This is a genomic window from Streptomyces sp. SDT5-1, assembly GCF_052245995.1.
GTDB lineage: Bacteria > Actinomycetota > Actinomycetes > Streptomycetales > Streptomycetaceae > Streptomyces.
This window is the reverse complement of sequence record NZ_CM125963.1, coordinates 7,932,903-7,958,832: the sequence shown is the minus strand read 5'-3', so window position 1 is coordinate 7,958,832 and position 25,930 is coordinate 7,932,903. Positions and strand designations below refer to the sequence as shown.

The 25,930-nt window shown below is 71.9% G+C and carries 21 protein-coding genes; 10 read left to right on the top strand and 11 right to left on the bottom strand.

Annotation, left to right across the window (positions count from 1 at the left end; all coding sequences use genetic code 11):
* Positions 1–3: 3 nt before the first annotated feature.
* The 4 genes from ACTWJ8_RS36665 to ACTWJ8_RS36650 form a co-directional block, all read right to left on the bottom strand.
* Positions 4–1,443: a M1 family metallopeptidase gene (locus ACTWJ8_RS36665; protein ID WP_443261790.1), complete on the bottom strand. Its 1,440-nt coding sequence runs from the start codon at positions 1,441–1,443 to the stop codon at positions 4–6.
* On the bottom strand, positions 1,440–3,125 hold the full coding sequence (locus ACTWJ8_RS36660) for an extracellular solute-binding protein (RefSeq protein WP_443261789.1): 1,686 nt from the start codon (positions 3,123–3,125) through the stop codon (positions 1,440–1,442). The genes ACTWJ8_RS36665 and ACTWJ8_RS36660 overlap by 4 nt, the downstream gene beginning before the upstream one ends.
* Before the next feature lie 72 nt (positions 3,126–3,197).
* The gene (locus ACTWJ8_RS36655; protein WP_356373840.1) at positions 3,198–4,058 is read right to left on the bottom strand and encodes a carbohydrate ABC transporter permease; all 861 of its coding nucleotides are present in this window, start codon (positions 4,056–4,058) and stop codon (positions 3,198–3,200) included.
* An 88-nt stretch (positions 4,059–4,146) separates the two neighbouring features.
* Positions 4,147–5,106 (bottom strand): ABC transporter permease, encoded by a 960-nt coding sequence (locus tag ACTWJ8_RS36650; RefSeq protein WP_443261787.1) that lies wholly within the window; start codon positions 5,104–5,106, stop codon positions 4,147–4,149.
* A gap of 257 nt (positions 5,107–5,363) precedes the next feature.
* Here ACTWJ8_RS36650 and ACTWJ8_RS36645 point away from each other — a divergent pair, with 257 nt between their 5' ends.
* From ACTWJ8_RS36645 to ACTWJ8_RS36625, 5 genes are all read left to right on the top strand, one after another.
* Positions 5,364–6,434: a hydroxyacid dehydrogenase gene (locus ACTWJ8_RS36645; protein WP_443261786.1), complete on the top strand. Its 1,071-nt coding sequence runs from the start codon at positions 5,364–5,366 to the stop codon at positions 6,432–6,434.
* Positions 6,435–6,514: 80 nt separating this feature from the next.
* Positions 6,515–7,645, top strand: a complete 1,131-nt coding sequence (locus ACTWJ8_RS36640) for a LacI family DNA-binding transcriptional regulator (protein WP_443261785.1) — start codon at positions 6,515–6,517, stop codon at positions 7,643–7,645.
* Between the two features lie 219 nt (positions 7,646–7,864).
* Entirely contained in the window at positions 7,865–9,238 is a 1,374-nt protein-coding gene (locus ACTWJ8_RS36635) for a M60 family metallopeptidase (protein WP_443261784.1), read from the top strand.
* Between the two features lie 21 nt (positions 9,239–9,259).
* Positions 9,260–11,653, top strand: a complete 2,394-nt coding sequence (locus ACTWJ8_RS36630; protein WP_356372848.1) for a polysaccharide lyase 8 family protein — start codon at positions 9,260–9,262, stop codon at positions 11,651–11,653.
* A 39-nt stretch (positions 11,654–11,692) separates the two neighbouring features.
* Positions 11,693–13,642 carry a DUF2264 domain-containing protein gene (locus tag ACTWJ8_RS36625; RefSeq protein WP_443261783.1) on the top strand — a complete coding sequence of 650 codons (1,950 nt, stop codon included), beginning with the start codon at positions 11,693–11,695 and terminating at the stop codon, positions 13,640–13,642.
* Here ACTWJ8_RS36625 and ACTWJ8_RS36620 read toward each other — a convergent pair.
* The 3 genes from ACTWJ8_RS36620 to ACTWJ8_RS36610 form a co-directional block, all read right to left on the bottom strand.
* Entirely contained in the window at positions 13,606–13,989 is a 384-nt protein-coding gene (locus tag ACTWJ8_RS36620) for a hypothetical protein (protein WP_356372852.1), read from the bottom strand. The two genes, ACTWJ8_RS36625 and ACTWJ8_RS36620, sit on opposite strands and share 37 nt — an antisense overlap.
* A 134-nt stretch (positions 13,990–14,123) precedes the next feature.
* Positions 14,124–14,855, bottom strand: coding sequence for a dienelactone hydrolase family protein (locus tag ACTWJ8_RS36615; RefSeq protein WP_443261782.1), 732 nt, complete (start codon positions 14,853–14,855; stop codon positions 14,124–14,126).
* A gap of 211 nt (positions 14,856–15,066) precedes the next feature.
* Positions 15,067–15,504, bottom strand: coding sequence for an SsgA family sporulation/cell division regulator (locus ACTWJ8_RS36610; protein WP_356372854.1), 438 nt, complete (start codon positions 15,502–15,504; stop codon positions 15,067–15,069).
* 194 nt (positions 15,505–15,698) lie between these two features.
* Here ACTWJ8_RS36610 and ACTWJ8_RS36605 point away from each other — a divergent pair, with 194 nt between their 5' ends.
* The 3 genes from ACTWJ8_RS36605 to ACTWJ8_RS36595 all read left to right on the top strand — a co-directional run bounded on the left by ACTWJ8_RS36605 (position 15,699) and on the right by ACTWJ8_RS36595 (position 19,057).
* Positions 15,699–16,010 (top strand): hypothetical protein, encoded by a 312-nt coding sequence (locus ACTWJ8_RS36605; RefSeq protein ID WP_356372856.1) that lies wholly within the window; start codon positions 15,699–15,701, stop codon positions 16,008–16,010.
* Between the two features lie 105 nt (positions 16,011–16,115).
* Positions 16,116–18,458 (top strand): ATP-binding protein, encoded by a 2,343-nt coding sequence (locus ACTWJ8_RS36600; protein WP_443261781.1) that lies wholly within the window; start codon positions 16,116–16,118, stop codon positions 18,456–18,458.
* Between the two features lie 98 nt (positions 18,459–18,556).
* A complete protein-coding gene (locus tag ACTWJ8_RS36595; protein WP_356372859.1) occupies positions 18,557–19,057 on the top strand; it encodes a VanZ family protein in 501 nt (166 codons plus the stop codon).
* 15 nt (positions 19,058–19,072) lie between these two features.
* Here the strand turns inward: ACTWJ8_RS36595 and ACTWJ8_RS36590 are convergent, their stop codons facing one another.
* Together ACTWJ8_RS36590 and ACTWJ8_RS36585 are read right to left on the bottom strand one after the other, a co-directional pair.
* Positions 19,073–19,660, bottom strand: coding sequence for a YdcF family protein (locus ACTWJ8_RS36590; RefSeq protein WP_356372861.1), 588 nt, complete (start codon positions 19,658–19,660; stop codon positions 19,073–19,075).
* Positions 19,657–20,220 (bottom strand): MarR family winged helix-turn-helix transcriptional regulator, encoded by a 564-nt coding sequence (locus ACTWJ8_RS36585; protein ID WP_443261780.1) that lies wholly within the window; start codon positions 20,218–20,220, stop codon positions 19,657–19,659. Before ACTWJ8_RS36585 ends, ACTWJ8_RS36590 begins: the two co-directional genes overlap by 4 nt.
* A 270-nt stretch (positions 20,221–20,490) precedes the next feature.
* Between ACTWJ8_RS36585 and ACTWJ8_RS36580 the strand changes: the two genes are divergently transcribed.
* Together ACTWJ8_RS36580 and ACTWJ8_RS36575 are read left to right on the top strand one after the other, a co-directional pair.
* Entirely contained in the window at positions 20,491–22,350 is a 1,860-nt protein-coding gene (locus tag ACTWJ8_RS36580) for a chloride channel protein (RefSeq protein ID WP_443261779.1), read from the top strand.
* 219 nt (positions 22,351–22,569) lie between these two features.
* Positions 22,570–23,259, top strand: coding sequence for a TetR/AcrR family transcriptional regulator (locus ACTWJ8_RS36575; RefSeq protein ID WP_356372865.1), 690 nt, complete (start codon positions 22,570–22,572; stop codon positions 23,257–23,259).
* A 10-nt stretch (positions 23,260–23,269) separates the two neighbouring features.
* Here ACTWJ8_RS36575 and ACTWJ8_RS36570 read toward each other — a convergent pair whose 3' ends face one another.
* Positions 23,270–24,877: an FAD-dependent oxidoreductase gene (locus ACTWJ8_RS36570; protein WP_443261778.1), complete on the bottom strand. Its 1,608-nt coding sequence runs from the start codon at positions 24,875–24,877 to the stop codon at positions 23,270–23,272.
* 46 nt (positions 24,878–24,923) lie between these two features.
* On the bottom strand, positions 24,924–25,892 hold the full coding sequence (locus tag ACTWJ8_RS36565) for an AurF N-oxygenase family protein (RefSeq protein WP_443261777.1): 969 nt from the start codon (positions 25,890–25,892) through the stop codon (positions 24,924–24,926).
* Between the last annotated feature and the right edge of the window lie 38 nt (positions 25,893–25,930).

The following is a 25,930-nucleotide window of genomic DNA, read 5'->3' as shown; positions in this document are numbered from 1 at the left end:
GGCTCAGCCGGTCGACCACTCGGGGTGGCCCGGCATCGGCGGGTTCTCGGCCCCGAACAGCCACGCCCGCAGGAACGGGTCGATCCGCCGGTCCCCCGTCACGTCGACGGCGTGCCGGATGAAGTCCTCGCTGGTCACGGTCCGGTCCTTGAAACGACGCGGCCACAGCCCCATCACCCGGTCGAACACCTTCTCCCCCACCCGCATCCGCAGCGCGTAGAGCACCAGGGCCCCACCGTCGTAGATGTTGGTGCCGCCGAGCGCCTTGGGCAGCCCCGGAGGGCCGTCGCTCGCGCGGATCGCGTCGAGCTTCCCGTACGTGGCCTTCATCTTGTCGACCATCCGCGACCAGCCCCGCTCCTCCGCGTACAGGGCGGCGTAGTACACGGCGGGCCCTTCGTTGAGCCACGCCTGTTGCCAGTCGTGCGGGGTGACACTGTCCCCGAACCACTGGTGGGTCAGCTCGTGCACCATGGTGTTCTCGTACGTGGGGTGGCCGGCCGCGTCGGGCTTGAACCAGTTGGTTCCCATCAGGGTGAGCGTCGAGTTCTCGAGGGCGTCGGTGTACCCGTCGTAGATGTGGAGTCCGTAGACGGAGAACGGGTAGCGGCCGAACTTCGCCTCCAGCCAGGCCAGATGGTCCGGCGTCCGGTCGACGATCGGCGCGTAGAAGTCCTCCCGCCCCTGCGGGACGATGTGCCGCAGTGGCAGGCCGGTGTGCGAACTCCCGTACAGGTACGTGCCCTTGACGACGGCGATGCCGAGCAGTTCGGTGGGCATCCGCTCGCGCAGCGCGAAGTGCCACACGGTCGAGCCGTCGGCGCGGCGGTCCTTGCCGGTCAGCTCGCCGTTGGCGGCGGCGACGTAGCCCTCGGGCGCGCTGATGTGGAACGTCCAGGTCGCCTTGTCGGACGGCGTGTCATTGCAGGGCAGGAAGGTGTCGGCGCGGGAGGACTGCACGGCCGAGGCGAAGCCGCCGTCCGTCCCGAAGCGCCATCCGGTGAGTCCGGCGCGTGGCGCCTTGCCGTTGCCGTGGTAGCGGACGGTGGTGGCGAAGGCGCTGCCTTTGTGGAGGGGCACGGCGGGGGTGACGGTGAGTTCCTGGCCCGACTTGCCGAGGCTGAGGGCGGTGCGGGCCGGGCGTTCTTCGACCGTGACGGCGTCGATGGTGTGTCCGTCGGTGTCGAGGTTGAACGCCGACAGGTCCTGGGTGGCCCGCGCGCGCAGCGTCACGGACGCCGTGAAGTCGTAGGTGACCGGGGTGAAGTCGAAGGTCAGGTCGTAGTGGTCGACCTGGTATCCGCCGTTTCCGAGGGTCGGGAACAGGGGGTCGCCGACGCCGTCGGAGCCCGGCCGGGGATCGAATCCGGCCGCGCGGGCCGGGGCGGACAGGAGCGGGACGGCCGCGGCGGCGGCGAGGAACGCGCGCCTTCCGGTGCTCATTTGGCCCCCTTCTTGCCGCCCTGCTCGGCGGCCTGCTGGAACTCGGCGCGGCACTTGTCGCCGCCCGCGTTGCGCCACTTCTTGACCAGCGCGTCGTACGAGGAGAGCGGCTTGCGGCCGGTGACGAGGTCCTTCACGCCGTCGAGGTGGATGGTGTAGAGGCTGCCGAGGCCCTTGGAGTCCCAGGTCGGCGAGGTGTAGCCGCGCGTGGGGTCCTCGACGAGCATCGGGATGATCTTCGTGTACGCCTCGTGGGCGTAGCGGGCCGCCTCGGGGTGGGTGGCGCTGAAGAACGCGGGCGCGGCGGAGGCCAGCTTGGTCCACGGCACGGTGACGTCCTGCGTGCCCTGCTTGGTGAGGACGGGGGTGCCACGCTTGTCGCGCTTGTAGTCGATGCCTTCGACGCCGTAGTTCATGAGGGTGTACTCGAGGGAGCCGAAGGGCGCGGCGGCGAAGTCGGCGAGCCTCAGGAGCTCCTCGACGCGCGCCTTGCCCGCCTTGGTGATGTGGCAGTTCTCCAGGGAGGTGTTGTCGCTCCAGGCGACGGCGTCCTTGCCGACCGGGACCATGGGGCGGACGTCGAAGGACGCGTCGATGGCGGACATGGCGTCGACGTATCCGGTGCCGGTGGTGAGGTAGGCCGGCATGCCGTCGTACACGTAGGCGGCCTTGCCGTTCTTGAACAGGTCCGTGTACTGGGCCTTCTGCGCGCCGGACATCTGTACCGTGCCGGGGTAGAAGCAGCCCGCCTTGTAGAGCTTGGCCGCGGTCTCGACGGCGTGCCGGAACGCCTCGTCCTCCAGCTGGTACGTCCATTTGCCGGTCTTGGGGTCGTGCTGCCAGAAGTGCTGGGCGCCGGCGGACATGGCGAGCAGGTTGGTGGCACCGCCCGTGAAGAAGTACTGCTTCTTCTTGGGGTCGGTCAGTTCCTTGGCCAGCTCGACGAGCCGCTCCAGGCTGTCGATCTCGTCGAGGCTGTCGACGCCCGCCTTCTTGAACAGGTCCGCGCGGTAGAAGCCCGCGCCGCCGCTGCCGGAGCGGGCGATGGGGATGCCGTAGAGCTTGCCGCCGAAGATGGCCTCCTGCCAGGCGTACTCGGGGATCGCCGCGAGGTTCGGGTACCGCTTGACCTTGCCGCCCGCGAGGTACGGGGTGAGGTCGGCGCAGGTGGAGGCGAGGAAGGCCGCCTTGTTGTCGACGCCGCCGGTCTCCGGGTACATGAAGATGTCGGGCAGCTGGTCGCCCGCGACCATCGTGGAGAACTTCGCCGGGTAGTCGTCGGCCGGCACCGCCGTGAAGTCGACCTGGGTCCCGAGCAGCTTCTCGATCTCCCGCCAGGCGGCGTTCTTGCCGCGCTCGGGCGGCAGCGGCGCGAACGTCTCGGTGACCGCCGTGATCTTCTTGGCGCCCTTGAGCGGGGTGCCCTTGGTGGCCCGCGCCATCTCCTTGGGGTACGTGAGGAACGCGGCGGGCACACCGGCCGTGGTGCCGGGCAGGTCGGCCTCGATGCCGATGTTGCGGACGGCGGTGGTCGGCAGCAGCTTGCCGCTCTTGGCCTCGGCCTTGGCGGCGGTGCCGCCGTCGCCGCACGCCGCGAGCAGGGGTGCAGCGGCGACGCCGAGCCCCGCGCCCACGCCCCAGCGGAGCGCGGTGCGGCGGTTCATGGTCGTGGTGCCGGGCATGCGAAGTCTCCTCAACGTGAAGGGGCACACGGAAGTCGGGGGGTGGCGGCCGGTGTGCGGGCCCTGGGCGTCTCAGCCCTTGACGGCGCCGGTGAGGACGCCCTTGGTGAAGTAGCGCTGGAGGAACGGGTAGACCAGCAGGATCGGGACGACGGCGATCACGAGGACGGCCATCTGCACCGCCTGCTGCGGGGCTATCGCCTCACCGGCCGCGGCGGTGTCGAGGTTCTGCCCCTGGAGGATGAAGGTGCGCAGCACCATGGGCAGCGGCCACTTGTCGTTGTCGCCGAGGTACAGCAGGGCGTTGAAGTACGCGTTCCAGTAGGCAACCGCGTAGAAGAGGCCGACGACGGCGATGACCGCCTTCGACAGCGGCAGCACGACGCGTATGAGGGTGCGGAAGTCGCCCGCGCCGTCGACCTTCGCGGCGTCGTACAGCTCTTCCGGGAGGTTCATGAAGAAGGCGCGCATCACGACGAGGTTGAAGGCGCTGACCATGGTCGGCAGGACCAGGGCGGCGAAGGTGTTGTAGAGGCCGAGCTCCTTGACCAGCAGGAAGTTGGGGATGACGCCCGCGTTGAACAGCATCGTGAACAGGGCCGTCATCAGCAGGAAGCGTCCGCCGACGATGCCGCGCCGCGACAGCCCGTACGCCATGCCGATGGTGGCGAGGAGGCTGCACACCGTGCCGGCGACGGTGACCCCGATGCTCACGAACAGGGCGCGGGTGACCCGCCCGCCGGTGAACGCGGTGCGGTACGCGTCCAGGTTCGGGTGGTCGGGCCACAGCACCAGACCGTTCGCGTGGATGATGTCGGTCTGCGAGGCGAAGCTCGTCCCGATCACCCCGAGCAGCGGGTACGCGACAAGGGCCACGACCGCGACCAGGGCGAGCCCCTTGAGGACGAGGCCGACCCTGGTGGGCCGCTCCATCCACGGCGGCCGGGCGCCGGACGGGCGCAGCTCCTCAGTGTCCGCCCCGGTCGGCGCCGCCCCGCGGCGGGTCCGTACGGCGGTCGTCTCAGCGGTCAGCACCTCTGTACACCCCTTCGTGTCCGAGCCGGTGGGCGAACTTGTTGGCGCCGATCACCAGGGCCGTGCCGATGACCGCCTTGACCAGGCCGACGGCGGCCGCGGTGCCCCACTGGTTGTCCTTGATGCCGTGGAAGTAGACGTACGTGTCGAGGACCTCGCCCGCGCCGGGGCCGACGGCGTCGCGCTGGAGAAGGATCTGTTCGAAGCCGACCGTGAGAATGTTGCCGAGGTTCAGGATCAGCAGCAGCACGAGGACCGGGGCGAGGCCCGGCAGGGTGACGTGCCAGAAGCGGCGCAAGCGCGCGGCGCCGTCCATGGCCGCCGCCTCGTACAGGCCCCGGTCGATGTTGAGCAGCGCGGCGAGGATGATGATCGTGCCCCAGCCGGCGTCCTTCCACATGACCTGGAGGGCGAGCAGCCACGGGAACGCGTTCGGGTCGGTCATCATGTCGTAGTGCGGCAGCCCGACGGCCTCCAGCAGGTCGGGGACCACCCCCGCGCCACCGAGGATCTGCTGGAAGATCGAGACGATGATGACCCAGCCGATGAAGTGCGGCAGGTAGACGACGCTCTGCACGAAGCGGCGCAGCTTGTCGCTGACGATGCTGCTGAGCAGCAGCGCGAGTCCGATCGGCACCGGGAAGAACAGGACGAGCTGGACCAGGGCGATCTCCAGCGTGTTCGCGGTCGCCGACCAGAAGTCGGGGTCGGCGAAGGCGCTCGCGAAGTTCGCGAAGCCGGTCCAGGCGCTGTGCAGGTAGCCCAGGTAGGGCTGGTAGTCCTGGAAGGCCACCACGTAGCCGAGCAGCGGCACGTAGTGGAACACCACGAAGTACAGGAAGCCGGGCAGGCACAGCAGCAGCATCACCTTGTCGCGCTTGACGCGCTGCCACAGGGTTCTGCGGAGGGTGCGGGGTACGGCTGAGGGTGGCGCGGAAGCAGTCATGGGGCGGTCCTGTTCGGCCGGGTGACGCAAGAACTGCGTTACTGCGGCGGCAAGTTAGTAAGCGTTTAACCCTGTCGTCAATAGATGCGAGCGAGCGTGGCACGGTGAGCCGCCTCCAACGAGACGTGACCGTCCGAGATTTGACCTCGTGACCAGCCAACTTACGTATCGGGTACGGACTTTAGGGTTGACGATCGCCTGACGGCCTCCTTAGCGTTCGGTCACCTGATAGAACACGTTTACTGTCCGGAGGCAGGGTGCGTACCACTGACGAGGTGTCGACCGAGGCCGCGGCCACCGGCACCACACCGCCCCCGCGGCGGCCCCGTACCGTTCTGGCGATGCACTCCTCGGTCGTCGACGACGTCTTCCCGCCCGCCGTGCGGGTCCGCCTCGAGGACGTGGCCGACATCCGGCCGCCGCACGTGCTGCGCGAGTTCACCAGCCCGTCGGCCCGCGCCGCCCTCGCCGAGTGCGAGGTGCTGCTCACCGGCTGGGGCTGCCCGCCCATCGACACGGCCGTGCTCGACGGCGCGCCCCGGCTGCGGGCGGTCATCCACGCGGCCGGCACCGTCAAGCCGTTCCTCGGCCGGGAGGCCTACGAGCGCGGGATCGCGGTCTCCTCCGCGGCCGCGGCCAACGCGGTGCCGGTCGCCGAGTTCACCCTCGCGGCGATCATCATGGGCGCCAAGCGGGCCTTCCCGCTCGCCCATCTCTTCCGCACCCGGCGCACCCACCGCACCGACGCCGATCTCGACCGGCACCCCTGGATGGGCACCCGCGGCCTCACCGTCGGCGTCGTCGGCGCCTCGCACGTCGGCCGCCAGGTGCTGCGGCTGCTGCGCACGCTCGACGTCGAGGTCCTGCTGTACGACCCGTACGTCGAGGAGACCGAGGCCGTCCTGCTCGGCGTCACCCGCACCGACCTGGACACCCTGCTCACGGCCAGCGACGTGGTCACCCTGCACGCCCCGGACACCGACGAGACGCGGCACCTCCTCGACGCCCGCCGCCTCGGCCTGCTGCGCCCGGGCACCCTGCTGGTGAACACGGCGCGCGGCCCGCTCGTCGACACCGAGGCCCTCGTCGAGCACCTGGTCAGCGGACGGATCGACGCCGTGCTCGACGTGACCGACCCCGAGCCGCTGCCCGCCGAGCACCCGCTGTGGGACCTGCCCAACGTGCTGATCACGCCCCACATGGCGGGCGCCCAGGGCAACGAGGTGGGCCGGCTCGGCGCGCTCGCCGTCGACGAACTCACCCGGTACGCCCACGGAGCCCCGCTCGACCACCCCGTACGCCTCGCCGACTTGGAGCACATCGCGTGACCGGGCCGGCGGCGCACGGCATAAGCTCTGGGGCGGGCGGAGCAGGAACGGCACGGCAGGATCGGCAGGGGGTGGGCCCGATGGCCCGGCAGCGATCGACGGCGCCCGGCGGCTCCGGCCACCGGGAGCAGCGCCGCGCGACGGTCGTCGACGTCGCCAAGCGGGCAGGCGTGTCCACGGCCACCGTGTCCCGCGTGATGAACCGCAACTACCCGGTCGCCACCGCCACCCGCGAGCGCGTCGAGTCGGCGGCCCGCGAACTCGGCTACGTCGCCAACGCCCACGCGCGCGCCCTCGCGGGCAGCTCCGGGCGCACCGTCGGCATCATCGTGAGCGAGCTGATCGACCCGTTCTACGCGTACATCGCGCGCGGCGTCGAGCGGGAGGCCACCGCGGGCGACCGGCTGTGCCTGGTGTGCTGCACGCAGGGCGACCCGCAGCGGGAGCTGGCCTTCATCGAGCTGATGCACGAGCGGCGGGCGGACGCCGTGGTCCTCGTCGGCGGCAGCGTCGACGACCCGGCCTACCAGGCGGAACTCTCGCGCCGCGCACACGAGTTGGACGCGGACGGCGCGAAGCTCGTGCTGTGCGGGCGCCCCTCGCTCGGCGCGGGCGTGCCGACGGTGGACGTCGAGTACGACAACGAGGGCGGCGCGTTCGCGATCACGGACCATCTGATCACCCGGGGGCACCGGCGGATCCTGTACCTGGGCGGCCCACCGGGGCTCTCGACGGCCCGCGATCGGCTCGCCGGGCACCGGCGCGCGCTCGAACTGCGCGGCATCGACCGCGCCCCCGACCTCGAGCAGCCCGGCGCCTTCAGCCGCTCCTTCGGCTACCGGCGGATGAGCGAACTGCTGCGGGACGGGCTCGAGTTCACGGCTGTGTTCGCCGCCAACGACATCGTCGCCGCGGGGGCCGCGCAGGCCCTGGAGGAAGCGGGCCTCCGGGTGCCGCAGGACGTGTCGCTCGTCGGCTACGACGACATCCCCGTCGCCCAGGAGCTGCGGCCGCGCCTGACCACGGTGCGGATCCCGCTGGAGGAGATGGGTCGGCAGGCCGTGCGGGTCGCCCTGAACGGCGGCGACGAGGACGACTGGCGCGCCCCCACCACCGGCGCGCTGCGCCTGGGCACGCACATCGTGGTCCGCGACTCGGTGGCGCCCCCGGCCGAGGTTCCGCGCGGCAGGGGCGGTCGGCGCCAGGCCTGAGCCGTGGCTGCCGCCGAGACGGCCTCCGCGACCCCCTCTTCCCCGCCTCTCGTGCTCGATCCTGCTCGTTTCAGGGCCGCTTGACGTAGTAACGAACAGTAAATGCCGCCAGGGCCTTGCCTTGATGTGGCAAACGCTTACATGCTGACGCTCAGTTCGCACGCACCACGTCCCACTCGTCGCCCTTCCGGCGTTCTTCGTCCCCTGGGGAGTCCCTGCATGCGCCCTGCCCACCCGTCCCACGAGACCGTCACCGCCACCGCCTCCGGGCCCGGCCGGCGTGCGGTGCTGACCGCGCTGGCCGGCGCCGGCGCCGCCGGAGGCCTCGCGCTCACGCTCGGCGCGGGCTCCGCGCAGGCCGCCACGTACGCCACCGACGTGACCGTGCGGCTGACCGCCCGGCCCTCCGCCGAGGCCGAACGGCTGCGCCTCGGGCAGGCCCTGCGCGCCTCCGAGTTCCGGCCGACCGGCCGCCATGTCGCGGCGGGGACCTCGCTGCGCCTGGACGTGCAGCCCCACGACGATGTGCTGCCCACGCTGTGGATCGGCCGCTGGGACTACTACGCCACCCTGACCGCGCCGCGCCGCTACGCCCTCAAGCCCGGTTCCAACACGATCACCGACCCGCACGGCGGACCCGTCTACTTCTCCCTGGAGGGCGACGGCGAGCAGGCCACCGTCGCGTTCAAGAGCGGCAGCACGCGCATGCCGGTCTTCACGCTCGGCGCCACCGAAGAGGCCGACTTCCAGCGCAAGTTGGACGGAATGACCGATGTGCCGGTCGTCGAGCTGCACGGCCCGCGCTCCATCGTCACGCTGACCCGAGAGGGCGCGCTGCTGTACCGGAACGAGGACCACGCCGCGCTGCTCCGCCTCCTGGAGCAGATCATCGACGCGGAGTCGGCGATCAGCGGCCTCGACGGGTCGAAGCCGGTGCACCGGCCGAAGGCGGGCGGCTACCACTTCACCGAGGTGTCGGTGGTGCCCTCCGGCGTCGGCGCGTACGCCACGCACGGCTACAACGGCTTCCCGCGCGCCTACCTCGACCGGGCCACCACCGTGCAGGGCCTTCGCACGCGCGGCTGGGGTCTTTACCACGAACTCGGCCATCTGCATCAGCAGTTCGCGTACAAGCCGGCCGCGATGACCGAGGTCACCGTGAACATCTACTCGCTGGCCGTGCAGCGCGCCCTCGGCCAGCCCTCCAATCTGCTGACCGTCGACCCGGCCACGGGCCTCGACTACTTCGAGTCGGCCCGCGCCAAGTTCGGCACCGACGGGCTCACGTACGAGAAGTCCTTCGGCGCGTACGAGAAGCTGGTGCCGCTGCGGCAGCTGGAGCTGGCGTTCGGCGACGCGTTCTGGCCGAAGCTGCACCGGCTGGTGCGCGAGGAGAACCCGCAGTCCGACTCCTCGGACTCCGCCCGCCGCTACCGGGCGCTCGCCACGTACGCGAGCCGTGTCGCCGAGCGCGACCTCACCGACTTCTTCGTCACCACCTGGGCGTTCCCCATCGACGCGCAGGGGCGGGCGGAGATCGCCGCGCTCGGACTGCCGAAACCGTCCGTCGACCCGGCCACGCTGTCCGACTGATCCGAAGGGCGACCACCCACCATGCAGCTGAGCAGACGCCGGACCCTGGCCCTCATGAGCACGGGCGCCGTCGCGACCACGCTTCCCCTGGGCCTCGGTGCCGCGCACGCGCACGCGGCCGACGACCCGTACGAACCGCTGCTCGCGCGGGCGGCCCAGCAGCTCACCGGGGGCCAACTCGACCCCGACGACCCCGACGTGGCCGCCGCGCTCGCCGCCCTGGACACCCAGGCCTCCGACTGGTGGAGCAACCTGGACCGCTCCTCCGGGCGCACCGCCCTGTGGCCCGACCTCGCCCCGGCCTCCGACCCCGGCATGTTCGGCCAGAGCTACCCGAGGCTGCGCACCCTCGCCATCGCCTGGACGACCCCCGGCACCTCGCTCTCCGGCGACGCGGGCGTGCGCGACGCGCTCCTCGACGCGCTGCGCTTCCTGCACACCACCGGCTACAACGACACTCGCTCCGAGTCCGGCAACTGGTGGTTCTGGGAGATCGGCGCACCGCGCGCACTGCTCGACACGTGTGTCCTGCTGCGGGCCCAGCTCCCGGCCGAGGACCTGGCCGCCTACCTGAAGACGGTCGCGAAGTTCGTGCCCAATGCCGACCGGCGCACCAACGCGCCGTCGCTGGCCGAGACCGGCGCCAACCGCGCGGACAAGGCCGTCATCGTGGCGCTGCGCGGACTGCTCGCCCGCGACGCCGGCGTCGTCGCGCTGGCCCGCGACGGGCTCTCGGACGTCCGCGACGGCGGCAGGAACAGCCTCTTCCAGTACGTCACTTCGGGCGACGGCTTCTACGAGGACGGCTCGTTCGTCCAGCACTCCTCCGTCGCCTACACCGGAACGTACGGCGGAGTCCTGCTCGGCAGCGCCGGGCAGCTGATCGCGCTGCTCGCCGACTCGCAGTGGGCCGTCACCGACCCCGCGGTCGAGGTGCTGTACGAGGCGGTGGACCGCTCCTTCGTTCCCGTCATGTTCGACGGCGTGATGATGGACGCGCTGCGCGGCCGCGCCGTCTCGCGCGAACGGGCCCGTGACCACACCGACGGCGCGGCCACGGCGTCGTACATCCTGCAACTCGCCGACGGCGCGCCGAAGGCGTACGCGGACCGCTGGCGCTCCACGGTCAAGGGGTGGATCCGGCGCAACCAGGAGACCCCGTACCTGCGGCTCGTCGGGCTGCCCGCCCTGGCCCGCGCGAAGGCGCTGCTCGCGGACTCGGCGGCGCGCCCCGCCGAGCGCATCACGGGTCACCATGTCTTCGCCGACATGGACCGCGTGGTGCACCGGCGGCCCGGCTGGGCGTGCACGCTCTCCCTGTCGTCGAAGCGCATCGCGGCGTACGAGGCGGGCAACGGCGAGAACCTGCACGGCTGGTACACCGGCGACGGCATGACGTACCTGTACGACGGCGACGACCTCGACGCCTTCGGTGACGACTTCTGGCCGACGGTGAACCCCTACCGGCTCCCCGGCACCACCGTCGACACCCGCGAACGCGCCGACCTGGGCACGGGTGCGGGCACCGGCACCTTCCGGCCGAAGAACGCCGTGGCGGGCGGCGCGGTGCTCGACTCCCGGTACGGGGCGGCGGCGATGGAGCTGATCGCCGACGGGTCGACGCTGCGCGCCAAGAAGGCGTGGTTCTTTCTCGACAACGCCGTCGTCGCGCTCGGCGCCGGCATCACCGCGAGCGACGGCCGCGGCGTCGAGACCGTCGTGGAGAACCGGAACCTGCACGCCGACGGGACGCCCCTGCTCACCGTCGACGGCCGCCCGCAGCCGTCCGACGCGGGCTGGTCGGCGCGGCTCGCCGATGCCCGGTGGGCGCACCTGGAGGGCACCGGCGGTTACGTCTTCCCTGCCGGTGGACCGCTGCGCGCCCTGCGCGAGGAGCGCACCGGCACCTGGCGCTCCCTCAACACCGGTGCGGACACCGGCGGTTCCACCACCCCGGTCACCCGGCGCTACGCCACTCTCTGGTTCGACCACGGCCCCTCCCCCGCTTCCGCTTCCTACGCCTATGTCCTGCTGCCGGGCGCGACGGCCGCCACCACCGCCGCCTGGGCCCGCTCCGCCCCGGTACGCGTCCTCGCCAACTCGGCGACCGTCCAGGCCGTGGAGTCGTCCCGGCTCGGGCTGCTCGCCGCGCACTTCTGGGCGGCGGGCACGGTCGAGGGGCTGCGCGCGGACGGTCCGGTCACGGTGCTGGTCCGCCGCCGCGACGACGGCATCACCGTCGCCGTGGCCGACCCCGGCCGCACCGCGACCACCCTCTCCGTCGAACTCCCCTTCCCCGTGCGGGACGTCGTCCGCGCCGACGACACCGTGTCCGTCACGCCGGGCCGCCGCCCGGTCGTCACGGTGCGCGTCGGCGGTTCGCGCGGCCACACGCACTCCGCCGACCTCGCGTAACGCACCGCATCCCCCAACCCAGGAGCCGTGGAGAACGTCATGCCCGCCCCGTACCTCTCCCTGCCGCCCACCGACCGCGTCCGCTCCCCGCTGACGGGCTGGACGCGGGCGCACTGGGAGGCGCTCGCCGACCGGCAGTTGGAGGCGCTGGTCCCGTACGCGACGCCGGGGTTCGCGCAGTACCGGCTGCCGGGGCGGGGCAGCTGGTCCGGGTTGGTGCTCGACGGACTCGAAGGGTTCGCTCGGTCATTCCTGCTCGCCTCTTTCCGGATCGCGGGCGCGTGCACGGAGGGTGACGCCGCCGACGAGTCCGCGGTCTCCCACCTGATCGAACGGTATACGCAGGGTCTGACAACGGGCACGGACCGTGACCATCCGGAGGCCTGGCCCGCGCTCACGGACTGCTCGCAGCAGATGGTGGAGGCCGCCTCGATCGCGGTCGGCCTGCACGAGACACGGCCCTGGATCTGGGACCGGCTCGACGACCGCACGCGGGAACGGCTGGTCGACTGGCTCTCCGGCTTCGTCGGAGCCCGCACCTGGGACAACAACTGGCGCCTGTTCCAAGTGGTCACCGAGCAGTTCCTCGCGTCGGTCGGCGCACCCCACCGCCGCAGCGACATCGAGGGCGGGCTCGACCGGATCGAGGACTGGTACGTCGGGGACGGCTGGTACACGGACGGCGACGGCCGCAACTTCGACTACTACGTCGGCTGGGCGCTGCACCTGTATCCGCTGCTGTGGGCGCGCATCGCGGGTCCCGAAGCGGCCGGCGACCGCGCGAAGGCGTACCGCGAGCGGCTCTCACTCTTCCTGGATACGTATCCGCAGTTCTTCGGCGCGGACGGGGCGCCCGTGCACCAGGGCCGCTCCCTCACCTACCGGCTGGCCACGGTGGCACCCGTGTGGCTCGGTGCGCTGGCCGACTGCACACCCCTCGCGCCGGGCCTGACCCGCCGTCTGGCCTCCGGAACGGCACGCCACTTCGTGGAACGCGGAGTCCCCGACGCGCGTGGCCTGCAACCGCTCGGCTGGTACGGCACCCACCTGCCGACCACGCAGCCGTACTCGGGCCCGGCGTCACCGTACTGGTCGAGCAAGGGTTTCCTGGGGCTGCTGCTCCCTGCCGGCCACGCGGTGTGGACGGACCGCGAACTGCCGCTGCCCGTCGAACGCGAGCCCCAGTACACGGCCCTGCCCGCACCGGGCTGGCTGCTGCACGGCACACCGCACGACGGCATCGTCCGCCTCGTCAACCACGGCAGCGACCACAACCCGCACGAAGGCCCGGCCACCGACGACCCGCACTACGCCAAGCTCGCGCACTCCACGGCGACCGCCCCCGAGTCCGCCCCGCACGCCTGGGCCCGCACCGTCGACAACCACATCGCCCTGCTCGCCGCCGACGGCACGCCGTCGCGCCGCCGCCGTATCCACCCCCTCAGCTGCGAGGGCCGCCGAGCCTCCTCCCGTCACCTGGCCCAACTCCCGGACATGGACGAAGAGTTCCCGATCGTGTCGACCAGCGTCCTGCACGGGCCGTGGGAGCTTCGCGTCCACCATGTGCGGGCCCCGGAGGGCGTCACGGTCCGCGAGGGCGGCCACGCGGTCGCCGACGCCGTACGGCCGCACACGGAACACGGCCCCGGCTGGGCGCTCGCCCGCACGGAGTCCGGGCTGAGCAGCGCGGTGATCGCCCTGCACGGCTGGTCCCCGGAGGCCGGGACGGCCCGCGAGGTGGCGGCGAACGCGTTCGGCCCCCACTCCGCCACCCCGTACCTGCGCTCGGGACCGCACCCCGGCGGCACGTCCGTCCACGTCACCCTGGTCGCCCTCACCCGCGACGCCGTGCACCCGCGTGCTCTGCGGGAGGCGATCGAGTGCGTGGTCGACGCGGACGGCCTGGTCACCGTCACGTTCCCCGACGACGAGGTGGTGCGGGTGGCGGCGCCTCAGCCGGCCTCGATCCAACGGGCCGCGGCCTCGTAGGTGGTGTCGGGGGCGCTGTTGAACGCGATGGCCGCGTCGGGCGCGTACCGGCGCACCAGGTTGACGACCTTCTCGAGGAGTTCGACCTCGTCGTCGGAGTGCCGCAGTCCCCCGCCGACGGTGACGCACTCCCACGGCCGCGCCCGCAGCGCGCCGGCGACGACGTCCTCGATGTCGTCACTGCCGTCGAGCCCGAAGAGACACGTCTCGACGCCCACCCCGTGCTCGACGAACTTCGCGAGCCCCGCCTCGATCGCCCGCACCACGGGCTCGGGGTCCCAGGGCCCGGGAACCTTGCGGGGGTCGAGCCCGACGACGAGCACGCGGGGTGCGGGGTTGGAGTCCATACCGGGACGATACGGCGGCTCGCCCGGGCACGACATACGTCCCGGGGCGAGCCGCACGCTCGGCGCCGCTTCAGGCACCACTTGCGGCGCCACTTGAGGCGCCACTTGAGGCGCCACTTGAGGCGCCACAGGCGCTACTTCAGATGCCGCCCGTAGAACCGGTCCACGTCCTCCGACTCGAACCAGGGCGTGCCGAGGTGGCCGCCGAGGTTCGCGTGGAGGGTCTTCTCCTTGCTGCCGAAGGAGTCGAACATGTCGAGGGCGCGCTGACGCGGGTTGCCCTCGTCGTCCCATTGCAGCAGGAGCAGCAGCGGGATGGTGACCCGGCGGGCCTCCTCGCGCTGGGCGCGGGGCACGTAGCCGCCCGCGAAGAAGCCGGCCGCGGCGATGCGCGGGTCGGTCGACGCGAGGCGGATGCCGAGGGCGGTCCATCCTGAGTAGCCGACGCGGTGGCCGATCTCGGGCAGCGCGAGGGTGGCGTCCAGGGTGGTGAGCCAGTCCGGTGCCGCGTTCGCGACCAGCGGGCCGACGAGGGATTCGAAGATCGCGTCGACCGGCTCGCCGTTCTGGAGGGCGCGGCGCAGGTCGGCGCGGGCCTGCTGGGCGGCGGCCGTCCGGGGGCGGTCGCCGCAGCCGGTGGCGTCGATGGTGACGACCGCGTACCCGCGCGCGGCGGAGAAGCGGCCCCGTCCCACCAGGCGGGCGTCGCTCTTGGGGAGCCCGTTGTTGTGGGCCATGAGGATCAGCGGGGCCGGCGCGGACGCCGAGGCGGATTCCGGCAGCCAGAGGGTGCCGGGGATGTCGCCGAGGGTGAACTCGCGCTCGATGACACCGTCGTCGAGGCGCTGTTCGGATGTGACATGCATGGTCGTGCCTTTCGGGAATGCGCGGATCGGCGCTCCCGGGCGACGACCTATCGCCCGACCGTGACCCCGAAGGAGAGCACCCATGTAGAAACGTTCGCTGCGTTCACGGGTACCACCTCCTCGTTCTCTGGCACGGCTTCCGGAAGGTTAACAGCGGCGACCGGGCCCCGGGCAAACGTTTTTCGTGGCGCCGCGGAAGAGAACCGTGCCGTCATCGCCGCGCCAGCAGTCCCTCGATCGCGTGGTCGATGCGCGCCGCGGTGACCTCGCGGCCGAACGGCACCAGGGCGTGGGTGCGGGACAGGTAGAGGAGGAGGGCCTGGTGGCTCACGCGGATGTGAAGCGCGCGGCCGGTGTCGCGGGCCTGGAGGAGGACTCCGGGCGCGGCGTGGGGGTCGACGACGGGGCGTACGGTCACGTCGCCCGCGCCGGTCCTGCCGGAGAGCCCGGCCGACAGCAGGTCCCGGGAGATCAGCCAGTGTTCGGACCGGCCGCAGTCGCGCGAGACCGTCACGGAGACGACCAGCGGGTCGTCCGCGGTGTAGCGGAGCACCACCCCGCACGGTTCGCCGACGAACCCTCCGGACGCCGGGACGTACCCCCGCATGCCGGCCTCCAGCCGCCGTTCGCCGCCCTTGGCGTGCCCCATGTCGACCAACCCTTTCCCGGATCCCCGTGACCCCGTGTCCCCGTCGAGGCGCCGCCCCTCCAGGGGAACGGCGCTCGAACAAACCTAGAGACAAGGTCAGAAGTGCCGTTGGCATAGGACACGATGACCATCAACCCCACGCAACCTGTTCGACTCTTCGTACACCCGTCCTCTTTCGCGCCTACGATGCCGAGGTGCCAGAGCCGAAACCGACCAATCGCCGTGCGTGGATCGCCGTATGGGCCGTGATGTGCGTGGCCGGACTCGCCGCCACGTCCGCGCTGAACACCTCCTCCTCGACACCGGAGCCGTCCCGCGACGAGCGGCTGGGCAGCGACGGCTGCGACCGGCGCATCGCGGACCTCGACCAGTGGGTCGCCGAGCGGAAGCAGGAGCGGGAGGAGGAGGGGAAGGGGAGCGGGATCGTGGCCCTTTCCGCCGTTCACGTGGACGACGATGACGTGTGTCACGACGCCATCACCGAGCACTTCGACACCAAGCGGTGACACCTTCCCGGTGCGAACGCGGATCCTACGCCGCACGTCACCGGTTCGTATGGAGCTTCGCGCATCCCGGCGCGGGGGTGCCGGGCGGGGGCGACAATGCGCTCCATGACGTTCGGCATTGTGCGTCGCCGTCCCGGCGAACTCCCCCGTGAACTGACCGGTTTCATCGGCCGGGCCCCGGAACTCGCCCAGTTGGCGGCGGCATTGGAGACGCAGCGTTGCGTGACCGTGGTCGGCCCCGGCGGTGTCGGGAAGACACGGCTCGCGCTGCGGGCGCTCGCGGGGAGGACCGCGGGCGCGGATGTTCCGGTGTGTCTCGTGGAGCTGTCCGCGCTGCACGATCCGGGACTCCTTCCGCACACCCTCGCCGCCTGCCTCGACCTGCCGGAGCAGTCGGGCAGGCCACAACTGGACGTCGTGCTCGACCACCTGCGGGAGTCGCCCGCGCTGATCGTCCTCGACACCTGCGAGCACCTGGTGGACGCCTGCGCCCAGCTCGTGGACGTACTGCTGCGCGAGACCGACGGCGTACGGGTCCTGGCGACCAGCCGGCAGCCGCTGGACGTGCCGGGCGAGCACACCTTTCCGCTGTCGCCGCTCGGTGTGTCGGACGCCGGGGGCGAGGCGGTGTCGCTGTTCGAACAGCGGGCCGCGGCCGTCGTGCCCGGCTTCGAGGTGACCGACGCGAGCCGGGACGCCGTGGTGCGGCTGTGCCGCCGACTCGACGGGATGCCGCTCGCCATCGAGCTGGCCACGGTGCGGCTGCGGGCCGTGCCGCTGAACCAGCTCATCGACCGTCTGGAGGACCGCTTCCGGCTGCTGACCGGCGGGCGCCGCACCTCGTTGCCGCGTCATCAGACGCTGCGTACGACCATCGACTGGAGCTACGACCTGTGCGACGCGCGGGAGCAGCGGCTGTGGGCACGGCTCTCCGTCTTCGGCGACGTCTTCGACCTGTCGGCCGCCGAGGAGGTGTGCGGCTTCGGCGAGTTGGGGCGGGACGAGGTTTTGGAAGTGCTCATCGACCTCGTCGACAAGTCGGTGGTGCAGCGGGTGGACGAGGTCGGCCCCGAGGCGGGTGCGGAGGGGTCCACGCGCTACCGGATGCTGGACACGCTGCGCGAGTACGGCGCGGAGAAGCTGGCGGCGTCCGGTGAGGAGGCCGCCGCCCGCGACCGGCATCTGGCGCGGTACGTGAAGGCGGCGGACGGGTTCGCCCTGCACTTCATCGACGACGACCAGCTGCCGCGCTGCCAGGCGCTGCGCCGCGAACACCCGGACATCCGGCTGGCGTTGGAGTACGCGCTGGGGCGCGGTGACCGGGAGCAGAAGGGGGCCGGGCTCGCGGGTGCGCTGTGGGGGTACTGGCAGATCACGGGGCTGCTGACCGAGGGGCGTTACTGGCAGCAGAAGGCCGCCGCGGCGTTCCCCGGGGCGACGCCGGAGCGGGCCTGGGCGCTGATCGTCGGCGGGTACATCAGAACGTTCCAGGGTGACCCGGAGGGCGCGGTGCCGGAGATCACGGAGGGCATCGAGATCGCCGACCGGCTCGGCGAGCCGCTGATCCGGGCGCGCGGCTGGCTGTATCTGCACTGCGCGTACACGTTCGCCTGCGATTTCGACCGTGCGGAGCGGGCGGGGGTGGCCGCGCACGAGCGGCTCTCCGCGCTCGGCGATCTGATCGGTCTGGTGTGTCTGGATGTGCAGGCCGGATACCAGTACCACCTGTCGGGGCAGGACGATCTGGCGTTGGAGCGCAGCGGGCAGGGGCTGGCCCGGCTCGGGGTCGGTTCGAAGGAGTGCTGGCTGCGCGGGTTCGTGCACACCATCGTGGGGCTGAGCAACTACTCGAAGGGCGATCCGGGGGCGAGCGAGGCGGCCCTCAAGGAGGCGCTGCCGCTGAAGGCGGCGCTCGGCGATGTCATCGGCTGCGGGTACGCCGTGGAGATCATGGCGTGGACCGCGGCCCGCGACGGCAGGCACCGGAGGGCGGCCTGGCTGTTCGGTGGCTCGGACGCGCTGTGGCAGTCGACCGGCGGCGAGCTGCTGAGCGGGGCTCCGGTGTCCGTGGAGAACCACCGGATGGCGGCGGAGGCCACCCGCACGGGCCTGGGCGCCGACGTCTACGAGCAGTTGTGGCAGTTGGGGGCGACCGCGCCGCGCGACGCCCTGTTCGCCGCGGCGCTCACCGGCGCGGACGAACTGGTGCTGGACGCGCCGGAGGTGCCGGGCCCGCGCCGGGCCGGTTCCGGCGAGTCGCTGACGCGGCGCGAGCACGAGGTGGCCCGGCTCGCGGCCGACGGCCTGTCGAACCGCGAGATCGCGGAGCGCCTGTTCATCTCCCGCCGCACCGTCGACGCCCACATGGAGCGCATCCTGTCGAAGCTCTCCATCAGCTCGCGCAGCCGCATCGCGGTGAAGCTCGCCACGGCGGGGACGACGGAGTGACGCCCACACCCTGAACCGCCGTTCCCGGCACGCCAGTTGCTCGCGATTGACTGGTACGTGCATGGGGCAATGGTGAGGGCGGAGGGGGTGGTGCGCACATGTCCCACGGTGAACACGCGGCCGTCATGGGGCTGTTGGTGCTCGGACTGGTCGGGGTGGCGTTCGCCGTGCGGGGGCCGCTGGCGCGCCGGGCGGGGCTGCCTCCGGCCGCGACACTCGGGATGCTGGTGGCGGCCGCGTTCTGCCTGGGCCTCACACTGCCGGACCAAGTGCAGGAGGGCGCGTCAGCGCGCCTGGACGCGTGCTTGACCGGGGCGTCGGTGCGGGCCTTCCCCGGCGGGCCCGCCCATCACGCCTTCAACGTGGTGGCCTGGGTGCCGCTCGGGCTGTACGGGGCGCTCGCCACCCGCCGCCCCGTCGCCTTCGCGCTCGCGGGTTCGGCGGCCTGGGCGCTCGTCGAGGTGGCGCAGACGCTGGACCCGGAGCGCTCGTGCCAGCCCGTCGACTGGCTGAACAACTCCGTGGGCGTTCTGGCCGGGGCCCTCGTCGGCACGTTTCTGCTGGCGAGAGGACGGCTCCGGCTGACGGCCGAACGGTGACGGCCCGCGGACCGCTCAGCCGTCCCGCCGGGCCGCGCGGATCTCGGGTCTGACACCGCGCAGGGTCCACAGGCCGTAGAGCGCGAGCAGGGGCTTGGCCGGCAGCCATTCGCCGGGGCGCCAGTCGGCTGCCCGTACGAGGCGGGCGGCGAGGTCGGGGCGTTGCCGTCGCAGGTACGCGCGGGCCTTGAGGGCGTGGGCGGGCTGGGAGACGAACGCGATGCGGTCGGCGTCCTCGATCAGCGGGATGACGTTCGTGACGTTCTCCCAGGTCGACGCGGACAGCTCTTCGAGGACGACCGGGCCGTCGTACGCGAGGTGGGACGTCGCGCAGTCGGCCATCAGGCGGGCCTCCGACGTGGCACCTGCGACGGCGCCGCCGCTGAGGATCAAGCGCGCGTTCCCTGCGGAGCGGACTGCGGCGCGGACGCGCCAGCGGTTGACGAGGTTCGCCGTCGCCTGCGGGTTGCGGAATCCGAGCACGACGACGGCATCGGCCGGGCCTTCGCGGCCCACCAGGGTGGTCGACCAGCGCCGGTTCAGCCACTCGCTCCAGAGGAGGGTGACGGCTCCGGCCGCCAGCACCCCCGTACGGGCTCTCAAAAGCCCGGCTCCGAGGGGAGGCCGTCCGCCGCGCGCGAGGCGCCGCCCGGCCCCACCGCGAGGTCGTCCGCCGCGTCCGTCAGGGCGCGCAGCCCTTCCACCAGGCCCGCGCGGACGGCGACCGGGAGGGTGCCGACGAGCGCGGCGACCTCGCGGTGGCGGTGGTCGAGCACCCGGTGGACCAGGGTGCTGCCGGTGTCGGTGAGCCGGAGGACGACCTCGCGGCGGTTGACCGGATTGGCCTTGCGGTCGACGAGGCCGCCCGCCTCCAGCTTGTCGACCATGCGCAGAGCCGTCGACGCGTTGACCCCCAACGTATGGGCGAGGACGGCGAGTTTGACGGGGCCGCAGCGGTCGAGGACCACGAGGGTGCGCAGCTGCGGGAGCGTCAGTGTGTCGTCGACGGTGGCGAGGGCGCGGGCCGACAGGGCGACCAGGAGCCGCGACGCGGCCATCACCGTCTCGGTGACCTCCTTGGTCTCCTCGTCGACGCCCTGCGGTTCGCCGCCGTCACTCCTGGTCAGACCGTCCACCGATGCCACGCTCTCCACATCACCCATGTTCACTATTGCAGTCTGCAATGTTACTCTCGGCCTACGCCGCCCCACATCCGCATCGTGGGGCCGGTTCGAGGAAGTGATGGCCGTGAGCAGTGAACTCGTCCACCGAGGATATTCGTTCACCGACCGGCCCGCCGCGCCCCCGCGCGACACCTGAGGGCCCACTCCTTCCGCTCCCCGGGCAATGGCGCCCACCCCGCCTCCCGCACGGCCACGTGCCGACGGGCCGCTCTCCCCTGCCCACTCCCGCACCATGAAACCGGAGGCTTCGTGGCCACGCCCACAGCCGCCAGAGCTCCCCGCGAGCCTGCCGCCGCACCCCCGACTCCCGCCGCTCACCCGAAGATCCCGCACCTGGGCGACTTCCACGTCCTGCCGAGGGTGGCGGTGATCGCCGGGCTCGCCGTGCCGGTGGGGGCCGCCGCCGCGCTCGTCGCCGTGGCGCTGCTCAAGCTGATCGCCCTGTTCACCAACCTCTGTTTCCACGGCCGCCTCTCGTTCGGTGACACCACTCCCGCGACCACGACGCACTGGTGGCTGATCCTGTTCATGCCGATCGTCGGCGGCCTCGTCATCGGCCTGATGGCGCGCTACGGCTCGGAGAAGATCCGCGGCCACGGGATGCCGGAGGCCATCGAGTCGATCCTCGTCGGCGGCAGCCGGGTGCAGCCGCGGATCGCGGCCCTCAAGCCCGTCTCGTCCGCGGTGTCCATCGGGACGGGCGGGCCGTTCGGCGCCGAGGGGCCGATCATCATGACCGGCGGCGCGGTCGGTTCGATCCTCGCCCAGTTCCTGCGGGTGACGACCGACGAGCGCAAGACGCTGCTGGTCGCGGGGTCCGCGGCGGGCATGGCCGCCACGTTCAACGCGCCGTTCGCCGCGATCCTGCTCGGCGTGGAACTGCTGCTCTTCGAGTGGCGGCCGCGCTCCTACATACCGGTCGCGGTCGGCGCCGTCGTCGCGACGCTCGTCCGCGGACCGATCCTCGGCACCGCGCCCCTGTTCGCCGGGGCGCACGTGCCGGACCGGCTGCCGCTGTCGGCGTACGGGCTGTGCGTCGTGGCCGGGATCGGCGCGGGGCTGCTCGCCCTCGTCGCCACATGGCTCGTCTACTTCTCCGAGGACATGTTCGCCCGCATCCCGCTGCACTGGATGTGGTGGCCGGCCATCGGCGGAGCCGTCATCGGGCTCGGCGGTCTGGTGGAGCCGCGCGCGCTCGGCGTCGGCTACGACGTCATCGACCAGCTCCTCACGGGCCGCGCGACCGTGGGCCTGATCATCGGCATCCTCGTCGTCAAGACCCTCATCTGGGGCCTGTCGCTCGGCTCGGGCACCTCCGGCGGCGTCCTTGCGCCGATGTTCATGATCGGCGGCGCGCTCGGGGCGGCCGAGGGGCTCGTGTTCCCCGCCGTCGGCCCCGGGTTCTGGGCACTGGTCTCCCTCGCGGGCGTCCTGGGCGGTGTGATGCGCTCGCCGCTCACCGGCATCGTCTTCTGCCTCGAACTCACCCATGAGGTGAACGCCCTGGTCCCCATGGTGATCACGGCGTCCTCCGCCTATCTGCTCTCGGTGATCATCCTCAAGAGGTCGGTGCTGACCGAGAAGATCGCGCGCCGCGGACTGCACCTCACCCGCGAGTACTCGGTGGACCCGCTGGAGGTCCACCTCGTGCGCCAACTCGACACCGCGCCGCCCGCGCACACCCTGCACGCCGACGCGAGCGCGGACACGACGGCGAAGCGGCTGCGCGCGCTGCGCGACGAGTGCGACGCGGCGGGGCAGCCCGCCCAGCGGCTCTTCCCGGTCCTCGACCACACGGGCGCGCTGACCGGCGTGGTCACCGCCGATCAGGTGCTGCGCCTCTCCCCCGACGACACCCGCCCGCTCCGCGACCTCGCCACCGCCCCCGTCGTCGCCCACCCGGACGAGACCCTGCGCACGGTCGCCAACCGGATGGCGACCCACCATGTCACCCGCGTCCTCGTCACCCCGCGCGACGAACCGGACCGCGTGGACGGGATTCTGAGCCTGAGTCAGCTCCTCGAGGCGCGCCGCGTCGACCTCCATGAGGAACAGCATGCGGAACGTACGTTCCGGCGCTCACGCACCCCCGTACGGGTTGCTCCCTAGGCCCCCCTACCCATGCAAGTGCCGCCGGGGCCCAGGAGGGGGCGGAAGGTCCCCGGCGGCCGCTCCCTTGCAGAAGGAACGTTTCCACACCCACGGCGCGAAGTGCCGCAAACGCGCCGTCCGACCCGGATCGGCCGTCACCGACCTGGCACAGCGGGGCGGGACAAGCGGAACGCCGGGTGCGCGTATGTGTTCGGATCGGGCCGATATCCTGGGGGAATGGCGGAGACAACCGGCGGTGAGCCGCAGATCGACGGACGCTCGAAGCGCTGGGACGAACACAAGGCACAGCGTCAGGTGGAGTTGGTGGACGCGGCCGTCGCCCTCATCGAGGAGGAGGGTGCGCACTTCCGGATGCAGCGCCTGGCGGAGCGCGTGGGCCTGCCGCGCTCGGTGCTGTACCGCCACTTCAAAGACCGCGCCTCCTTCGACGAGTTGATCCGCCGCCGGGTGGTCGAGTCGTTCGTGAAGCGCATGGAGCCGACCCTCAGCTTCGAGGGCACGGTCGAGGAGTCGGTGCGCCGCGTGGTCGGCGCGCACCTGGACTGGGTGGCCCAACACCCCCGCCTGTACGCCTACATGGGCGTCGCCGAGCACGCGATGGGCGACGGCTCGCTGGTGGCGGACACCAAGACGGCGATCGCGCTGATGCTGAGCGAGCGGTTCGGCGACGTCCTCAAGGCGCTCGGCGTGGAGGACGCGCCGATCCGTTCGGTGGCGGTCGGCATCGTCGGGTTCGTGGACACCGCCGTCAACCAGTGGATGCGCGACCCCGACCGTCAGCTGTCCGAGGACGAGCTGCGGGCGATGCTGTGCCGTTCGGTGTGGGCGGTCCTCGACGCGGCGCTGCGGGACTTCGGCGTGGAGCTGTCGCCGCAGCAGCGCGTCTCGGACCTGGAGGGCGCCTGACCGGGCGCCGTCAGCCGGCGGCGACCGGTGTGCCCTGCGCGGCGCGGCGCAGGGACGCGGTGTCGGTGAGCTTGACGCGCGGGCGGCCCTGGGCCTCGCCCGCCTCCCGTTCGGCGCGGTCGATGGCCTGCCAGGCCGCCAGGTCCAGGGCGTTCGGTGCCGCGGTGGCGCCGGGCTCCGGCGGTGTGAGGCGGCCCGCGGCGAAGTCCTCCAGGAGCGACTCCACGGTCTCCTGGGCGCAGGTCTTGTTCGTGCCGATGAAGCCGGTGGGTCCGCGCTTGACCCATCCCGCGACGTAGACGCCGGGTTCGACGCGTCCGGCCTCGTGCGGGACGGTCGCCGTGGCCTCGTCGAAGGGCAGCCCCGCCATGGGGCGGGCGCGGTAGCCGACGGAGCGAAGCACGAGGCCGGTCTCCAGGGTCTCGGTGGCTCCGGTGGGCCGGGCGCGCACCGTGCCGTCCTCGTCGGTGTGCAGCTCGGTGGGGGTGACCTCAAGGGCCCGTACGGCGCCGTCGCCCGTGATCCGCACCGGGCCCGTGAGGAAGCGCAGGACGATGCGGCGGCGGCCCTCGACGGGGGTGCGGGCCGCGAGGTCGGCGAGGAGCCGGGTCTTCTCGCTGGTGTCGGCCGCGACGCCCTCGGGCCAGCCCTCGACGACCACGTCGACGTCCTTGAGGGCGGACAGGGCGATGAGTTCGGGGACGGTGAAGGCGGCCTGGGCCGGTCCGCGGCGGCCGAGCAGGACGACTTCGCGGACCTTGCTGTCGCGCAGCGCGGCGAGGGCGCGATCGGAGATGTCGGTGCGGGCCAGGGCTTCGGGGTCGGCGGTGAGGATGCGGGCGACGTCGAGCGCGACGTTGCCGTTCCCGATGACGACCGCGCGTTCGGTGTCGAGGGGGTGGGCGTCGTCCGCGCGGTCGGGGTGGCCGTTGTACCAGGCGACGAAGTCGGTGGCGGAGACGCTGCCGGGCAGGTCCTCGCCCTCGATGCCGAGCCGCTTGTCGGTCGCGGCGCCGACGGCGTACAGCACGGCGTGGTGCTCGCGCAGCAGATCGGCGTGGGTGACGTCGGTGCCGATGTCGACGCCGAGCCGGTAGCTGAAGCCCGGCTGCGACTCGATGGTGCGGAAGAGCCGGGTGACCTGCTTGGTGTCCTGGTGGTCGGGCGCGACACCGGCCCGCGCGAGCCCGTACGGGGTGGGGAGCCGGTCGTACACCGTGACGCGGACGCCGGGGTGGCGCAGCAGTTCGTCGGCGGCGAAGAGCCCGGCGGGCCCCGCGCCGACGACGGCGACGGACAACTCGCCCTCCGGCAGCTGCCGTTGCTTGGGCAGGACGTACATGGGGGTGCGGTCGTCGTGCGGGTTCTGCTTGTAGTAGTCCGCGTTGAGCTCCAGGAACGGCAGCTCCGCCTCGCTCAGCGCGGTGTGCGGCTTGAGGGCGTCCACCGGACAGGCCGTGGTGCAGGCGCCGCAGTCCACGCAGGTGCGCGGGTCGACGTACAGCATCTCGGCGGTCGCGAAGCCGGGTTCGCCGGGCGCGGGGTGGATGCAGTTGACGGGGCAGGCCAGCACGCAGGAGGCGTCGGCACAGCAGGATCGGGTGACGGCGTACGGCACGGCGGCTGGTCTCCGTTCGGGCGGTGCAGGTGGGGTGGTGCGGGGCTCAGTCGGTGAGCGGGGCGGGCTCGCCGCGGAAGCGGGCGGGACGGCCGTCGATGCGCAGGGCGCGCCACAGCGGACGTGACACCTTGTTCATCAGGCCGATGTCCTGGGCGAGCATCCGCACGTCGGAGAAGAGCTCGACGAGCATCTTCTGTCCGGCCTCGGACTTCCAGAAGACTTCCTTGATCACCCAGTCCGGGATGCCGACGAGGGCGGCGGACTTCTTGTCGGGGATCATGATGACGTCGCACAGGATCCGCATGATGAGCGGGAACAGCACGGAGAGCGCGCCGCGCCGCGCCTTGCCGTAGCGCGGGACGCGCAGCCGCAGGAACTCGTGCGCGAAGGAGATGTGCCGGGCCTCCTCCGCGATGTGGATCTGCATGATCCGCTGCGGCAGCGGGTGCACCGGCTCGCCGCTGCGCAGGGCGCCCTTCTGGAGGTGGTCGATGGGCTCCTCGCCGGCGAGGATGCCGGTGAAGAACGCCTCGGGGTAGAGCGAGCCGAACAGCGGCAGGACCCGGCTGAGCTGGCGGAACCAGCGCTTGCCGCCCGGGGTGTCCACGCCGGTTCGGTTGACCAGCTCCTGGAACATCTGGGTGTGGTGGGTCTCTTCGGTGATCTCGTGGGTGAGGTACCGGAACTCGGCGTTCTGGTTGCCCAGTTGGTAGATGTAGTCGAGGGCACCGCGCATCAGCAGGTTCTCGAACTGCATGCCGACCTTGGCGATGACCGCCCAGCGCCAGATCCCGATGCGGATCTGCGTCTCGAGTGGCTGCTCCTTGTACCAGGGGTGCGCGCCGAGGGCGTCCGCGGAGGTGAGCACCCAGCGGGTGTCGGTGGTGTCCACGGCGAACTCGGGGTCGTCCCACTTGATGTCGACGAAGGCGTTGAAGTTGACGTTGACGGAGCCCTCGGACAGGGTCCGCAGACGCTCGTCGTAGGCCTTCCTGGACAGGTTCGGGGGCATCTTCGTCCTCGATTGTCGGTGGTAGGGGTGGAGCGAGC

Excerpts from the sequence above, each read along its gene's own strand:
- ACTWJ8_RS36665 (WP_443261790.1), bottom strand. The coding sequence starts at position 1,443 with ATGAGCACCGGAAGGCGCGCGTTCCTCGCCGCCGCCGCGGCCGTCCCG.
- ACTWJ8_RS36660 (WP_443261789.1), bottom strand. The coding sequence starts at position 3,125 with ATGCCCGGCACCACGACCATGAACCGCCGCACCGCGCTCCGCTGGGGC.
- ACTWJ8_RS36655 (WP_356373840.1), bottom strand. The coding sequence starts at position 4,058 with ATGGAGCGGCCCACCAGGGTCGGCCTCGTCCTCAAGGGGCTCGCCCTG.
- ACTWJ8_RS36650 (WP_443261787.1), bottom strand. The coding sequence starts at position 5,106 with ATGACTGCTTCCGCGCCACCCTCAGCCGTACCCCGCACCCTCCGCAGA.
- ACTWJ8_RS36640 (WP_443261785.1), top strand. The coding sequence starts at position 6,515 with ATGGCCCGGCAGCGATCGACGGCGCCCGGCGGCTCCGGCCACCGGGAG.
- ACTWJ8_RS36635 (WP_443261784.1), top strand. The coding sequence starts at position 7,865 with ATGCGCCCTGCCCACCCGTCCCACGAGACCGTCACCGCCACCGCCTCC.
- ACTWJ8_RS36630 (WP_356372848.1), top strand. The coding sequence starts at position 9,260 with ATGCAGCTGAGCAGACGCCGGACCCTGGCCCTCATGAGCACGGGCGCC.
- ACTWJ8_RS36625 (WP_443261783.1), top strand. The coding sequence starts at position 11,693 with ATGCCCGCCCCGTACCTCTCCCTGCCGCCCACCGACCGCGTCCGCTCC.
- ACTWJ8_RS36620 (WP_356372852.1), bottom strand. The coding sequence starts at position 13,989 with ATGGACTCCAACCCCGCACCCCGCGTGCTCGTCGTCGGGCTCGACCCC.
- ACTWJ8_RS36615 (WP_443261782.1), bottom strand. The coding sequence starts at position 14,855 with ATGCATGTCACATCCGAACAGCGCCTCGACGACGGTGTCATCGAGCGC.
- ACTWJ8_RS36610 (WP_356372854.1), bottom strand. The coding sequence starts at position 15,504 with ATGGGGCACGCCAAGGGCGGCGAACGGCGGCTGGAGGCCGGCATGCGG.
- ACTWJ8_RS36600 (WP_443261781.1), top strand. The coding sequence starts at position 16,116 with ATGACGTTCGGCATTGTGCGTCGCCGTCCCGGCGAACTCCCCCGTGAA.
- ACTWJ8_RS36595 (WP_356372859.1), top strand. The coding sequence starts at position 18,557 with ATGTCCCACGGTGAACACGCGGCCGTCATGGGGCTGTTGGTGCTCGGA.
- ACTWJ8_RS36585 (WP_443261780.1), bottom strand. The coding sequence starts at position 20,220 with ATGGGTGATGTGGAGAGCGTGGCATCGGTGGACGGTCTGACCAGGAGT.
- ACTWJ8_RS36575 (WP_356372865.1), top strand. The coding sequence starts at position 22,570 with ATGGCGGAGACAACCGGCGGTGAGCCGCAGATCGACGGACGCTCGAAG.
- ACTWJ8_RS36565 (WP_443261777.1), bottom strand. The coding sequence starts at position 25,892 with ATGCCCCCGAACCTGTCCAGGAAGGCCTACGACGAGCGTCTGCGGACC.